Source organism: Spongiibacter marinus (genome assembly GCF_016906995.1).
GTDB lineage: Bacteria > Pseudomonadota > Gammaproteobacteria > Pseudomonadales > Spongiibacteraceae > Spongiibacter > Spongiibacter marinus.
This window is the reverse complement of sequence record NZ_JAFBBD010000005.1, coordinates 218,486-231,988: the sequence shown is the minus strand read 5'-3', so window position 1 is coordinate 231,988 and position 13,503 is coordinate 218,486. Positions and strand designations below refer to the sequence as shown.

The window sequence follows — 13,503 nt, the reverse complement described above, 5'->3', positions numbered from 1 at the left end:
GCGCGCGTTACGTATACTCTGTGTCATAAACACCAATAAAGAGAACCGTTATGTCCCAGAAACTCTTGCCTGTACTCGGCATCAGCGCCGCGCTATTGCTTAGCGGCTGCGGTAGCAGCTCATCCTCGTCAACGACCAATAACGGCTCGCCAAGTGGTAACGGCGGTGTTGCTGAGGCAAAAACCTTCAGCGACCAGGCCATTACCGCCGATGACGGCGAAACCATCGCCTTCACCGCTTACACACCGGAGAACCCGAACGGCAAGGCCGTACCGCTGATTCTGCACGGTCACGGCTTTGGTCTTTCCCGCGCAAAAAATCTGGAAAACCCCAATCCACTGGAAGCGTTTACAACCAAAGATGTTTCCGGAGATGTGGCTCGCCAAGCGTGGCTGGACAAGGGCTACTATGTGATCAGCTTCGACCAGCGCGGCTTTGGTGACAGCACCGGGAAAATTAGTGTGATGGACCCCGATGTGGATTGCAAAAGCATTTCCTCCATCATCGACTGGGCTGAAATCAATCTACCGAATTTAAAGCGCGACAATGGCGACCCGCTGATTGGTTCGGTGGGACTCTCTTACGGCGGCGGCTTCCAGACCGTGTGCTCGAGCGTCGACAAACGCTTCGACGCTATTGTACCGCTGGCCACCTGGAGCCACCTGCCCTATAGCTTGTACGCCGACAGCAGCCCCAAAACCAGCTGGCTGGATGTACTGGGCATTGCCTCGATGGGCAACCTGGAAGACTACCTGTGGCCGGCATTTCTGCAGGCCAACTCCACCGGTAATATCGACCAGTCAATCATCGATAAACTCGCAGGGCACGGCCCGCTGTCCTACTGCCTGGGTGAGCGCAGCGACGGCGGCACCCTATCCGAAGCAGACGCGCTGTTTATTCAGGGCGCGAACGATATCTTATTCAATACCAACGAGGCTGTTGAAAATTACGAATGCTGGACCGGCCAAGGGCGGGACACCCACTTGTTTGTGCAGCGCGAGGGGCATATTTTGCCGCTGCTGCAAAATGCCGGTGAAATGATCCTGTTTGGCACCGACGAGACCCTGTACTGCGACGACCAACAGTTCGACACCACCACCATCGCGCTGGGTTTCCTCGCCAATAAACTGATGGGTGAACCGCAACAAGACCTGCCCGACGTGTGCTTCAGCCACGCGGCGTCTCAGCAGGGTCGCAGTTTCAGCAGCGTGGTTCGCGGTGGTACCACAACCCTACTGCCGGCCAGCCAGGTAATTCCCGGCGGTGCCGCCTACGTCATCAACCTCTTACAGGCCTTGCCACTGGGCACCTTGCTAGAGGTGTTAGCAGGCCTACCCGGCGAAACCGCTGGCGTATTGCAGGCCGTATTGGGCGGCCTGCAGGACCCGGCCTCCATCGCCGATTCCCTGGATGACATCCTGAATCTGATTCCCGCTGAAGTGATCAATAAAACCCTCGCGGCGGGTCAGTTTATTCCGCTAATTACAGTAGACAAGGACGGCTTACTGGCCGGCATTCCCACCGCCAACCTGCTATTGGAAGGCGGCAACGGTGACGGCAATCTGCTGTATGTTGGCCTGGGTAAACGCCGGGGCGGTGACGCGGCGCTGGTTAACGACCAGGTACGGCCGGTGCGCGGTATCGGTGCCAAGCAATTGGAGCTGGTGGGTGTGAACGAGGACTTACAGGCGGGCGATGAGTTGGGACTGATGGTCTATGGCATTCATCCCTACTACTTGTATCCTGCGGGCCTGGTGCAACCGCCTCTGCCGGTTAGCGTGAATGGCACGGTACAGCTCCCCATTCACACTCAGTAAGGATTCAGCCGGGGGCATTGCGCCTCCGGCTTGTTGTTGAGCAGCGTTTAGCCAATACCCACAAAGGTTGCCAGCCAAAGGCTCAGCACGGTCATCGAGGTGACCGAGGCAGCCAGAATCAGCAGCAATTTAAACGGCTTAAAGGGCTTTCGCTCGACGTCGTTATAACCCTTCTTTAGAAATTCATCGACTTTGAGCTGATCTTCGGGATACAGCTTATTGTGTTCGTTTTCCATCAATTACCGCCCCAATATAAATACATCGCCATAAAAAAAGGCGGCCCCATTATCACAGGATGCCGCCTTCAACTCCAGCCGTCGCCGTGCAGGGCACGGCAGGCTGTGGGATATACGCGTTTACGCGAACGCTTCTTCCGCAATATCCATCAACGTGCTGCTGCCGTTGCGGATTGATGCGCTCAGGGCGCTGGCCTGTGGCAACAGGCGCTGAACGAAGAAGCGAGCGGTTTGCAGCTTGGCTTTGTCGAACTCTTCACCCTGCTGGCTCTCACCGCTGAGCACAGTGCGACACATCATTGCCCACATGTAGCTGAACAGTGTGAAGCCCATTACGTGCAGGTATTCGTTCGCGGCTGCGCCAATCGCGTTGGCATCGCTGCCCGCTTGCTCAAGTACAAACTTGGTCAGCGACTCGAGATTGTCTACGGCGTCGTTCAGCGGGTTAAGGAATTCATCCATGCCCGCTACCGATGCTGAGTCGGCGCTGAAGGCCCGCATTTCAGCGATCAGTGCCTGAAGGTTTTTCGCGCCATTGGCGGCAACCTTACGACCCATCAGGTCCATCGCCTGGATGCCGTTGGTGCCTTCGTAGATTTGCGCAATGCGCACGTCACGCACCAGCTGCTCCATGCCCCACTCACGCACGTAGCCGTGGCCGCCGTAACACTGCTGACCCAGTACGGTACCCTCGAAGCCCTTGTCGGTCAGGAAGGCTTTCGCAACAGGCGTCAACAGCTCAACCATACCGGCAGCTGCCGCTTTGGCATCGCCGTCGCCAAATTTAGACACATCCAACTGCTTGCCCACGTACACAGCAAATGCGCGACCCGCTTCAACCAGTGCTTTCTGGGTGAGCAGCATGCGGCGAACATCGGGGTGTACAACGATTGGGTCGGCTGGGCCGGCTTGGTTAACAGGGCCAGTCGGTGCGCGGCTTTGCAGACGCTCACGCGCGTATTCGCAAGACCACTGGTAGGCAGTTTGCGCGGCGCTCAGGCCCTGAATACCTACTGACAGGCGCTCGTAGTTCATCATGGTGAACATGCCTTGCAGGCCGCGGTTGATTTCACCAACGAGGTAGCCTTCGGCACCGTCGAAGTTCATCACACAGGTGGCCGACGCATTGATACCCATTTTGTGCTCGATGCTGCCGCAGTTCACGCCGTTGCGCTCGCCAAGGCTGCCGTCGTCATTCACTTTTACCTTGGGTACCAGGAACAGTGAAATACCTTTAGAACCTGCTGGAGCATCGGGCAGTTTTGCCAGCACCAGGTGGATAACGTTTTCGGTCAGATCGTGGTCACCACCAGTGATGAAGATCTTGGTACCGGTGATTTTGTAAGTGCCATCAGCTTGTGGCTCGGCCTTGGTACGGATCATACCCAGGTCAGTACCCGCGTGGCTCTCTGTCAAACACATGGCACCGGCCCACTGACCGGAGTACATGTTAGGCAGATATTTTTCCTTCAGCTCATCGGAGGCGTGGTTGTCGATGGCCAGCGCCGCGCCTGAGGTCAGGGTCAGGTAGAGGCCCATCGCGATGTTGGAGGAGTACAGCATTTCCTCGAACAACAGTACCAGCATCTTGGGCATGTTCTGGCCGCCGTAATTCGGCTCACCCGCCAGACCACCCCAGCCGCCCTCGGCCAGTTGCTTAAACGCTTCCGGATAGCCTTTGGGTGTGGTGACAACACCGTCGTCCCACTTCACACCCTCTTCATGGCCAGACTGGCTCAAAGGGGCGATCAGGTTTTCATTGATCTTGGCGCTTTCTTCAAGGATCGCATCCGCCAGCTCGCGGTTAACTTCCTCGGTTCCCGGCATGTTTTGCCAAAGCTGCTCGGCCTTAAATACCTCGTGCAGGACAAACTGCATATCACGCAGCGGCGCTTTATATTCGGGCATATCTGATTCTCCACATTCTTTCGCGACGATCTGTCGCTATCCATAACGCAATGCACAAACGCCCACCGAAGGGTGGGCGTTGCTCGTTTGGGACCTTGCTAATTTAGAACGCAAATGCCTCTTCGGGCATCTCCATCAAACTGTCAGCGCCGTTGAGCATGGACAGTTTGTGCGATTCAGTACGCGGCAGCAGGCGATCGTAATAGAACTTCGCAGTCTGCAGCTTGGCTTTCAGGAACTCGTCGTCGGCAGCGCCGTCTACGGCGGCAGCGGCCATGCGTGCCCACATGTAAGCCAACGAGATGTAGCCAGAATACATCAGGTAATCCACCGATGCAGCACCGACTTCGTCGGGGTTCTGCATGGCTTTTTCACCCAGCTTCATGGTGACTTCGCCCCACTCTTTGTTCAGTTCAGCCAGCTTGCTGATGAACGGCTCCAGCTCTGGGCGCGACGCTTGCTCTTCACAGAACTTGTGAATGATCTTGGTGAAGACCATCAACTGCTTGCCGCCTGTGCCCATTACCTTGCGACCCAGCAGGTCGAGGGCTTGTATGCCGGTTGTGCCTTCGTACAGTGTGGCGATGCGCAGGTCACGAACGATCTGCTCCATACCCCACTCTGAAATGTAGCCGTGACCACCGTATACCTGCATACCGTAGTTGGCAGACTCCAAGCCCGTTTCAGTAACGAACGCCTTGGCGATCGGTGTCAGCAGTTCAGACAGTTCTTCTGCATCTTTACGCTCTTGCTCGTCGCCACTGAAGTAGAAGGTGTCGACCAGTTGCGCTACCCAGTAGATAAACGCACGGCTACCTTCAGCCAGTGCTTTTTGAGTCAGCAGCATACGGCGCACGTCAGGGTGCACGATCAGCGGATCAGCGGGACCTTCTGGGTTTTTCGGGCCGCTCAATGAACGCATTTGCAGACGCTCGCGAGCGTACTCCAATGCGCCCTGGAATGAGGCTTCACCCGCAGACAAGCCCTGCAGAGCAGTACCCAGACGGGCAGAGTTCATCATGTGGAACATCGCCTGCAGACCGCGGTTCTCTTCGCCGACCAGGAAGCCCTTGGCTCCGTCAAAGTTCATCACGCAGGTTGCAGAGGCTTTGATGCCCATTTTGTGCTCGATGCTGCCACAGCTCACGCCATTGCGCTCGCCGACGTTGTTGTCTGCATCGGGCAGGAATTTAGGTACCAGGAACAGGGAGATACCTTTGGTTCCCGCTGGCGCACCTTCAATGCGAGCCAGTACCAGGTGAATGATATTTTCCATCATGTCGTGCTCGCCACCCGAGATGAAGATCTTGGTGCCGGTCACGTTGTAGCTACCATCAGCATTGGCTTCGGCCTTGGTGCGCAGAATGCCCAGATCTGAACCGCAATGTGGCTCGGTCAGGCACATTGTGCCGCCCCAGGTGCCGTCGGTCATTTTAGGCAGGTATTCGTTTTGCAGCTCTTCACTGGCGTAGTTTTCCAGCAGGCGCGCAGCCGACTGAGACAAGCCGGTGTACATACCCCACGCCCAGCACGCTGAGCTAACCATTTCGGTCACAACCAGGCCGAGTGAGTTAGGCAGGCCCTGGCCGCCAAAGCGGGCGTCGGCGGTCATTGATGGCCAACCACCTTCAGCAAATTGTTGGTAGGCTTCTTTAAAGCCGGTTGGCGTTTTTACGCCGTCTTCCGACCATACACAGCCTTCTTGGTCACCCACTTGGTTCAGCGGTGACAGTACGTTTTCAGAAAACTTGGCGCCTTCAGAAAGGATGGCGTCCAGCAGATCCTCGCTCACTTCTTCACGGCCGGCCAGGCTCGCAAAATGCTCGTTTGCGTTGAGCACATTTTTGAGTACGAAATTGATATCGCGTAGTGGCGCTTTATATTGCGGCATGATGAAACCTCACGTTAGTTACTGCGAGCGATGAATCGCTGCAATGTTGACGGTGACAACTATATCGATTTATCTACGTTGCGCAAGGCCGAAAAGATCAAGTATTTTGTCATCTCGGCCAATAAAATCAGCACTAAACCCAGCAAAAACATAAACTTACATAATTATGACGCTTTGCTAGGGAATTCTACGGATTTAGCCAAAAAGATGGATGACGCTAATCTTGGCCCCAGATACTAAGAACCATAGACGAAAACCTATGAATTACCGCCCCCCACGGTGAGCACAAACTCCACTGCGACGATGACATTATCACCGCTGAGCTATTGGGTACCTGGAACGCCGAAGCCGCCGAGCACTATGGCCGCGATTTACGCGCGCACATTCGCCGTTTAAATGGCCGCCCCTGGGCGCGGATTATCGACCTGCGCGGTTATGAGCTACACACCCCCGAGGTCATAGAAATGGGTAGGCAGTTTGCCGCGTGGGCGGCAGAAAACGGCTGCGTCTTTCACTGCTACATCTATTCCAATGTTATGCAGCGAGATACGGTGAAAGCCATGTTTGATGACAGTAGCCAAGCCCGCGATGAAGCCACCACGATGGAAGAAGCCGTAGAGAAATGCTGACGCGCACTGGCGCGCGCCGCCAAAGCATCAGGGGATTTGCAGCGCCGCTAGGTCGATAAACGGTGCCACATCCACACCACTTGCCCCCTTGCCCAGGTGCGGCACCACCCCGAGACAAGGTGCGGGAAGCATCGCCTTCAAGGTTTCAAGGTTCTCGTCAAAACGGGCCATTTCCGGGTCTACTCGGTTTGCCACCCAGCCCGCCAGTGGCAAGCCGTCGCTACGAATTGCCTCCGCGCTTAACAGTGCATGATTAATACAACCGAGCTTCATTCCCACCACCAGAACCACCGGCAAATTTAACTCTATAACCAAGTCCGCCAGGGTCTCGCGCTGGTTTAACGGTACTCGCCAGCCACCGGCCCCCTCTACCAATAACAGGTCAGCGGGGCGCATCATCGCGCCGCGGCAATAGCCCGCCAATTGGGCAGCGCTCAAGCGCCGTCCAGCCCGCTCGGCAGCGATATGCGGGGCAATCGGCTCTGCAAAAACCACCGGATTTACCTGTTCGTAGCTCATCGACTCGGACATCGCCGACATCAACGCCAGCGCATCGTCGTTACGCAACTCGCCATCAACCAGTTCCGCCCCCGCCGCTACCGGTTTCAGCGCCAGGGTGCGCAAGCCCTGCTGCCTGGCGGCTTCAAGCACGCCGCAGGCGATCAGGGTTTTACCCGCATCGGTATCGGTACCAGCGATAAACAGCTTTTGGCGGCGCGTCATCAGGGTGCTCCTCTAAGGTTGTTTATCCAGCTCCAGGTACCACACCTGATAACTGGCGGGCAGCCCGGCCGGTTGGCGAAATGCTTCGTAGGCCTGCTGCAGTGCTTGCAAGCGTTTGCGACTAGCCAGCCCCTGAGGGCGGTCGCGATTCACATTGCTCACGCCCAGCTGTTTGAGCTCTCGGGTCAGGGCGGTCACCGTCGGGTAATACAGCACCTCGGTAGCCTCCTGCCACTGCACCCGCAGCCCCGACGCGGCAATGGCCGTGTCCAGCGCCTGCCGGGGGATAAAGCGGTTCACATGGGCATAGCCATCAACGTTTTGCCACGCCTCGCGAAGCTCGAACAATGTCTCGGGGCCAAGGGTTGCGATGAAGGCTTTGCCGCCCGGGGCCAACACCCGGTCAATCTCTGAAAACAGCGCCGATACATTTTCGCACCACTGTAAAGACAGGCTGGAAAACAGCAGATCGACACGGGCATCGGCCAGCGGCAGGTCTTCAGCATCGCCGCAGACCCACTGCCGGCAGTCTTCAGAGTGATGCTCGCTCGCATAGGCAAGCATTCCCTCAGCCAGGTCGACACCAACAAGCTGGGCATCGTTAAAGCGCTGACGCAACGCTGGCAAGCTGTAGCCAGTGCCGCAGCCCAGATCGACCAGCGTTTGTGGTGCACGCTGGTGGGCAAGCAAGCGAAATAGTTCGTCCGCGACCCGGCGCTGCAAGGTCGCGGCACGGTCGTAACTGTTTGCCGCCCGGGAGAAGGATCGCGCGACATCGCGCTTTTTAAAATGGCGCTCAATGCCAGGTGGCATCGCCTCGGCAATACAGTCTTTTTCAAAGGAGATAATGTCGCTAACAAACTGCTCTGGCTGCGACAAAAAAGGGATATGCCCTGCTCCGGCGTAACACAGGCTGCGGGCAGCGGGCACCGTTTCTGCCAGGGCAGCGGGCACCAGCGCATCGTCACTACCGTAGATATTCATCACCGGGCACGACAAGCCCGCGTAGGTCTCGCGCTGATCCAGTTCGCGCAGACAATCCAGCCCCCAGCGCAGCGCCTCCGGCTCCGCGTGGCACAACGGCAACAGTCGACGCAGCGCGCGTGCGCTGACATCGCCCTGCAACTGCAGGGTATTGAAACGCTTCCGTGTTTTTTCCGGCTGCTCCAGCAAGCCAGTGTAGAACGCGGCAAAATCTTCTCCGGGCATGGCCTGCGACCACTGCTCATTGGCAACAAAACGCAAATTGCTGGCAAGGCGAACCAAGCCGCTCACGCGACCCGGTGCAGCGAGCGCCAGCTCGCCTGCCAGCAGCCCTCCCAGCGACCAGCCCACATATAAAGCGCGGGTGGGCAGTTGCGTCAGCAGCGCCTGCACAACAGATTCAACCGACATATCGGCCAGTAGCGGGCTTCGACCGCAGCCAGGCAGGTCAATAATAGTTACCGAGAAATTCGCTCGCAGTGCTGGCAACAGCGGCCGCCAAATTTCACTGCAGCTACCCCAGCCGTGCAGCAGCACCAGCTCAGCAGAGGCATCCGAGCTTGACGGCAGGCGCTCTCGGTAGAGTGCACTCACGAATGAAATTCCAGCAATTGCGGCGCCACATCCCAACATGCTGATTCGAGCGTCGTTAACAGCTGTTCAATATCTTCCCGGCTGTGCGCGGCACTCAAGGTGATGCGCAGCCGCGCGGTACCGAGCGGCACGGTGGGGGGGCGGATAGCGGAAACCAGTACGCCGCGAGCTTCCAACTCACGACTCAGCGCCAATGCCAGGGCATCGTCATTCACCATCAGCGGCTGAATCGCGGTTTGCGATGCCATTAGCGGCAGCCCCAGGCGCTTCGCTTCCGCCCGAAAAAAGCCGATGTGCTCAGCCAAACGCTGCCGACGCCAGCCCTCACTGTGCAGGAGGTCCAGCGATGCCAGCGTTGCCGCTGCGACTGCCGGAGGCATGGCGGTGGTGTAAATATAGGGGCGCGCAAACTGGATCAGGCTTTCGATCAGCGTCGCGCTTCCGGCGATGAAGGCGCCAAAGCTGCCCAGCGCCTTGCCGAGTGTGGCCATAAGTACTGGCAATTGCCGGGTATCCAGGCCGAGCATTTCAGCCGTTCCTGCACCGCGCTCGCCCAGCACGCCAAAGCCGTGCGCGTCGTCGGCCATCAGCCAGGCATTGTGCCCGCGAGCCAGGTCGGCCATCTCAGCCAGAGGGGCCAGATCGCCGTCCATGCTGTAAACCGCGTCTACCGCAATCAAGCGCTGGCCAGTGTGGGGGAGTTTTTTCAGTCGGCGCTCGAGATCCGCTGTGTCGCTGTGTTGAAAGCGCTGCATTTTTGCGCCGCTTAGCAAGCCGCCATCCAGCAGCGAGGCGTGGTTCAAGCGATCTTCTAGCAGGTGGTCGCCGCGCTGCATCAAGCCAGCAATAAGCCCCAAATTCGCCATGTAGCCAGTGGAGAAAAGCAGCGCGCGCTCCCTGCCGGTAAATTCGGCGAGGCGCTCCTCCAGCTCGTGATGCAGACTGGAATGGCCGCAGATCAGGTGCGATGCGCCACCGCCCACACCATAGTCTTTGGCGGCAGCCTGCATGGCTTCAATGAGTTTGGGATGGCCGGCGTGTCCGAGATAGTCATTACTGCAGAACTGCAGCACGGTGCGGCCGTTGAGCTGGATGCGCGCACCTTGTGCACTCCCCAGCTCTCGGCGGTGTCGATATAACGACTGCTCGCGACGCTCCGCCAGCCGCTGCTGTAGGTGCAGCTCCATGGTTGGCGTTGTCACGGCGTTTATGCTGTTGCGTCGTAGAAAAATTTGTCGTTGCGCGCTTTTTCCATCTCACCCAGCAGAGCCGCTTCCGTCGCCTCATCATCGGCCTCAGCGCAGCGCTGCTCGGGTTTGATACCGAGGCGCTCGAACAACTGCAGATCCTTGTTGGCTTCAGGGTTTGGCGTGGTAAGCAGCTTTTCGCCGTAGAAGATCGAGTTGGCACCGGCAAAATACGCCAGGGCATGCATTTGCTCGTTCATCTCTTCACGCCCCGCCGACAGGCGCACGTGGGATTTAGGCATCAGGATACGCGCCACCGCGATGGTGCGAATAAAGTCGAAGGGGTCGAGGTCAACTTCTTCAGCCAGGGGCGTCCCTTCCACACGCACCAACATATTGATGGGCACGCTCTCGGGGTGCTCCGGCAGGTTGGCCAACTGGATAAGCAGGCCGGCGCGGTCTTTCACGGACTCGCCCATGCCAACGATTCCTCCGCTGCACACCTTAATACCCGCATCGCGCACATTCGCCAGCGTGTTCAGGCGGTCGCCGTAGGTGCGTGTAGTGATAATTTCACCGTAGTACTCCGGCGAGGTATCGAGGTTGTGGTTGTAGTAATCCAGCCCCGCCTCAGCCAGCTCCGCAGCCTGCTCACCGCTGAGCATCCCGAGGGTCATGCAGGTTTCCATCCCCATCTCTTTCACACCCTTCACCATGGCGGTCACGTAGGGCATATCCTTCTTCTTGGGTGAGCGCCACGCCGCCCCCATGCAGAACCGGGTCGAACCCTGCGCCTTGGCAGCACGTGCCTCTTGCAGCACTTTTTCCACTTCCATTAGCTTTTCTTTTTCCAAGCCAGTGTCGTAGCGGTTGCTCTGCGGGCAGTATTTGCAGTCCTCCGGGCAAGCGCCCGTTTTGATCGACAGCAGCGTGCTTACCTGAACGCTATTGGCATCGAAATTCGCGCGGTGAACGCTTTGTGCTTGAAACAGCAGGTCATTAAAAGGTTGTTCAAACAGGGCTTGAACTTCCTCAGGGCTCCAGTCGTGACGAATTGAAGACGCTTCCATACTGCTCATATCTGACAATCTCTAGGGGCTGATCGAAAGGCTATAATGATACAGGCAGCCCCTTCGCTGTCAACCAACGCAGGACGCCATGGTTTACAAGTCGATTCGCGCCTCATTGCAACGCCTCTTCCCACTCCAATGCCTGCTGTGCCTGGATCACAGCGGCGCCACCACGGAGATCTGCCCCGCCTGTCGTGACACGCTGCCCTGGCTGGGCCACCATTGCCGACGCTGCGCGCTGCCGCTAGCCACGGCGAATGCCGAGCTATGCGGCCGCTGCCTACAACGGCCGCCGCGCTTTCATCAATGCCTGTGTGCACTGAATTACCGCTTCCCGGTGGACAGCCTGCTCGCCGACTTTAAACATCACGCCAAGCCGCCCAGCGGCCGCCTATTGGCACAACTTTGGTTAGAGCGCTGCTCGGCGGCGGCTGCCGAACCGCTTCCCGATGCGCTCGTGCCCGTACCCCTGCATTGGCGGCGTCGCTGGCAACGCGGCTACAACCAGTCGCTGCTTGTCAGTCAATTTTGGGGGAACGCCCTAGCGATCCCGGTCGCGGATCTACTTCGCCGCCAGCATGCGACACCGCCACAACAGGGGCTGACGGCGGCAGAGCGCCGCCGCAATATGAAAAATGCCTTCCACCTGGCAAATCCCGACCGCATTCGCGGCAAGCACCTGGCACTGGTCGACGATGTGCTCACCACAGGCACGACAGCCAATGCGGCGGCCGCTATACTGCTGCGCGCCGGCGCAACGCGAGTAGACGTCTGGTGCCTGGCCCGGACTCCCGCGCCCGGCCAATGACTCGCCAATGGGAATACCATGAAGGCCACCGACAATACCGACCAGCAAAACTTTGCCGCCCTCGACCCCGATCGCGTTATTGACGCTGTCGAGTCTCTGGGGTTTGTCAGCGACCTGCGCGTGTTCCCACTGAACAGTTACGAGAACCGAGTTTATCAGTTCGGCATCGAAGACGCCGAGCCTCTCGTGGTTAAGTTTTATCGCCCGCAGCGCTGGAGCAACGCCCAGATCAGCGAGGAACATCGCTTTACACAGCAGCTGTGTGATGCAGACATCCCAGTGATCCCGCCCTGGCAAAACGACGATGGGCAGAGCCTGTTCGAACACGAAGGGTATCGCTTCGCGCTTTACCCCCGGCGCGGCGGTCACGCCCCGGCGCTGGATGACATGGAAAACCTGTTTCAATTGGGGCGCCTGTTCGGCCGCCTTCACCTGGTGGGCGAAACGGAAGATTTCCAGCACCGTCCGACCCTCACCCCGCAAACCTTTGGCGAGCACAGCAGCCACTATCTGCTGGAAAATGACTTTATTCCGGACAGCCTGCGCCAGGCCTACGAGAGCCTGGCCCGCGACTTATTGGCGTTAATTGAACAACGTTTTAGCGACTGCCAAGCGCGCAATATTCGCTGCCACGGCGACGGCCACATTGGCAATATATTGTGGCGCGACGGCGACACCCAGCTGGTCGATTTTGACGACAGCCGCATGGCGCCGGCTATCCAAGACCTGTGGATGTTTCTCTCCGGCGATTCTGATGCTCGCCAAAAAGCACTGATGGAGCTGGTCGAGGGCTACGAGGAGTTTCGCAGCTTCGACAGCCGCGAATTGATGCTGGTGGAGGCCCTGCGCGGGCTGCGCATCATGCACCACGCGGCGTGGCTAGCGCAGCGCTGGAGCGACCCCGCCTTTCCCCGCGCCTTCCCCTGGTTTAACACCGAGCGCTATTGGGGCGAGCACATACTGATGCTGCGCGAGCAACTGGCATTGGTCCAGGAGCCCGCCCTCAAGCTGAGCGTGTAAATTTTCACCGCGTGATCCAAAGCAGATTAACGTTCGTAAAGATAGGGTTTACACTATCGCGGCAACGTTGCTGGACTGTGCGCTAGGTGCAAGCGCAGCGCGATCAAACACTCTACAATTGCCAAAGCACTCCACCGTTCCACACATAATAAGAGTGCAGGAGAAGTCATGTTTACAATCCGAGTAAATGGTGAAGACCACACCGTTGACGTACCCGAAGATAAACCCCTGCTGTGGGTTTTGCGCGAAGATTTAAAGCTCACGGGCAGCAAATACGGCTGCGGACAAGCCCTGTGTGGCGCCTGTACGGTGCATGTTGACGACCAGCCCACCCGCTCCTGCGTCATGCCAATTAGCGCCGCTGAGGGCCACAACATCACCACCGTGGAAGCGATTGACCAACAGCAGATCGGCCGGCTGGTTCAGCAGGCCTGGCAAGAGCTAAACGTTCCCCAGTGCGGGTACTGCCAGTCCGGGCAGGTGATGGCGGCCACGGCCTTACTGACGGAAAACCGCTCGCCCAGCGACCGCGATATTGATGAAGCCATGTCTGGCAATATCTGCCGCTGCGGCACCTATGCCCGCATCCGCAAGGCCATTCACAAGATCGCAGACGAACAACTGTAAGGGGGCGCG

Annotated in this window: 12 protein-coding genes; 5 read left to right on the top strand and 7 right to left on the bottom strand. The window is 58.1% G+C overall.

Annotation, left to right across the window (positions count from 1 at the left end):
• Positions 1-50: 50 nt before the first annotated feature.
• A complete protein-coding gene (locus tag HNR64_RS09470; protein ID WP_204996245.1) occupies positions 51-1,817 on the top strand; it encodes an alpha/beta hydrolase in 1,767 nt (588 codons plus the stop codon).
• Between the two features lie 47 nt (positions 1,818-1,864).
• On the opposite strand, the gene HNR64_RS09465 is transcribed toward HNR64_RS09470, so the two are convergent.
• The 3 genes from HNR64_RS09465 to HNR64_RS09455 all read right to left on the bottom strand — a co-directional run bounded on the left by HNR64_RS09465 (position 1,865) and on the right by HNR64_RS09455 (position 5,852).
• Complete coding sequence (locus tag HNR64_RS09465) at positions 1,865-2,053, bottom strand: DUF3094 family protein (protein WP_204996244.1); 189 nt, start codon at positions 2,051-2,053, stop codon at positions 1,865-1,867.
• A 120-nt stretch (positions 2,054-2,173) separates the two neighbouring features.
• Positions 2,174-3,961, bottom strand: a complete 1,788-nt coding sequence (locus HNR64_RS09460; protein WP_204996243.1) for an acyl-CoA dehydrogenase C-terminal domain-containing protein — start codon at positions 3,959-3,961, stop codon at positions 2,174-2,176.
• Between the two features lie 103 nt (positions 3,962-4,064).
• Positions 4,065-5,852 carry an acyl-CoA dehydrogenase C-terminal domain-containing protein gene (locus HNR64_RS09455; RefSeq protein WP_204996242.1) on the bottom strand — a complete coding sequence of 596 codons (1,788 nt, stop codon included), beginning with the start codon at positions 5,850-5,852 and terminating at the stop codon, positions 4,065-4,067.
• Positions 5,853-6,178: 326 nt separating this feature from the next.
• Here HNR64_RS09455 and HNR64_RS09450 point away from each other — a divergent pair, with 326 nt between their 5' ends.
• Positions 6,179-6,481, top strand: coding sequence for a hypothetical protein (locus HNR64_RS09450; RefSeq protein ID WP_204996241.1), 303 nt, complete (start codon positions 6,179-6,181; stop codon positions 6,479-6,481).
• A gap of 27 nt (positions 6,482-6,508) precedes the next feature.
• Here HNR64_RS09450 and bioD read toward each other — a convergent pair whose 3' ends face one another.
• From bioD to bioB, 4 genes are read right to left on the bottom strand one after another with little or no spacing between them, the layout of a single operon-like run.
• Positions 6,509-7,204: a dethiobiotin synthase gene (gene bioD, locus HNR64_RS09445; RefSeq protein WP_204996240.1), complete on the bottom strand. Its 696-nt coding sequence runs from the start codon at positions 7,202-7,204 to the stop codon at positions 6,509-6,511.
• Positions 7,205-7,216: 12 nt separating this feature from the next.
• Positions 7,217-8,782: a malonyl-ACP O-methyltransferase BioC gene (bioC, locus tag HNR64_RS09440; RefSeq protein ID WP_204996239.1), complete on the bottom strand. Its 1,566-nt coding sequence runs from the start codon at positions 8,780-8,782 to the stop codon at positions 7,217-7,219.
• Complete coding sequence (bioF, locus tag HNR64_RS09435) at positions 8,779-9,969, bottom strand: 8-amino-7-oxononanoate synthase (RefSeq protein WP_204996341.1); 1,191 nt, start codon at positions 9,967-9,969, stop codon at positions 8,779-8,781. The genes bioC and bioF overlap by 4 nt, the downstream gene beginning before the upstream one ends.
• 20 nt (positions 9,970-9,989) lie before the next feature.
• Positions 9,990-11,048, bottom strand: a complete 1,059-nt coding sequence (gene bioB, locus HNR64_RS09430) for a biotin synthase BioB (protein WP_204996238.1) — start codon at positions 11,046-11,048, stop codon at positions 9,990-9,992.
• Positions 11,049-11,127: 79 nt separating this feature from the next.
• On the opposite strand from bioB, the gene HNR64_RS09425 reads away from it, so the two are divergent.
• The 3 genes from HNR64_RS09425 (at position 11,128) to HNR64_RS09415 (ending at position 13,494) form a co-directional block, all read left to right on the top strand.
• On the top strand, positions 11,128-11,847 hold the full coding sequence (locus tag HNR64_RS09425; RefSeq protein ID WP_204996237.1) for a ComF family protein: 720 nt from the start codon (positions 11,128-11,130) through the stop codon (positions 11,845-11,847).
• Between the two features lie 18 nt (positions 11,848-11,865).
• Positions 11,866-12,867, top strand: a complete 1,002-nt coding sequence (locus HNR64_RS09420; RefSeq protein ID WP_204996236.1) for a serine/threonine protein kinase — start codon at positions 11,866-11,868, stop codon at positions 12,865-12,867.
• Positions 12,868-13,035: 168 nt separating this feature from the next.
• Positions 13,036-13,494, top strand: coding sequence for a (2Fe-2S)-binding protein (locus HNR64_RS09415; RefSeq protein WP_204996235.1), 459 nt, complete (start codon positions 13,036-13,038; stop codon positions 13,492-13,494).
• Positions 13,495-13,503 lie beyond the last annotated feature (9 nt).

Coding starts and splice junctions, on each gene's coding strand:
- HNR64_RS09460 (WP_204996243.1), bottom strand. CDS start 3,961: ATGCCCGAATATAAAGCGCCGCTGCGTGATATGCAGTTTGTCCTGCAC.
- bioF (WP_204996341.1), bottom strand. CDS start 9,969: ATGGAGCTGCACCTACAGCAGCGGCTGGCGGAGCGTCGCGAGCAGTCG.
- HNR64_RS09420 (WP_204996236.1), top strand. CDS start 11,866: ATGAAGGCCACCGACAATACCGACCAGCAAAACTTTGCCGCCCTCGAC.
- HNR64_RS09455 (WP_204996242.1), bottom strand. CDS start 5,852: ATGCCGCAATATAAAGCGCCACTACGCGATATCAATTTCGTACTCAAA.
- bioB (WP_204996238.1), bottom strand. CDS start 11,048: ATGAGCAGTATGGAAGCGTCTTCAATTCGTCACGACTGGAGCCCTGAG.
- HNR64_RS09425 (WP_204996237.1), top strand. CDS start 11,128: ATGGTTTACAAGTCGATTCGCGCCTCATTGCAACGCCTCTTCCCACTC.
- HNR64_RS09465 (WP_204996244.1), bottom strand. CDS start 2,053: ATGGAAAACGAACACAATAAGCTGTATCCCGAAGATCAGCTCAAAGTC.
- HNR64_RS09415 (WP_204996235.1), top strand. CDS start 13,036: ATGTTTACAATCCGAGTAAATGGTGAAGACCACACCGTTGACGTACCC.
- bioD (WP_204996240.1), bottom strand. CDS start 7,204: ATGACGCGCCGCCAAAAGCTGTTTATCGCTGGTACCGATACCGATGCG.
- HNR64_RS09470 (WP_204996245.1), top strand. CDS start 51: ATGTCCCAGAAACTCTTGCCTGTACTCGGCATCAGCGCCGCGCTATTG.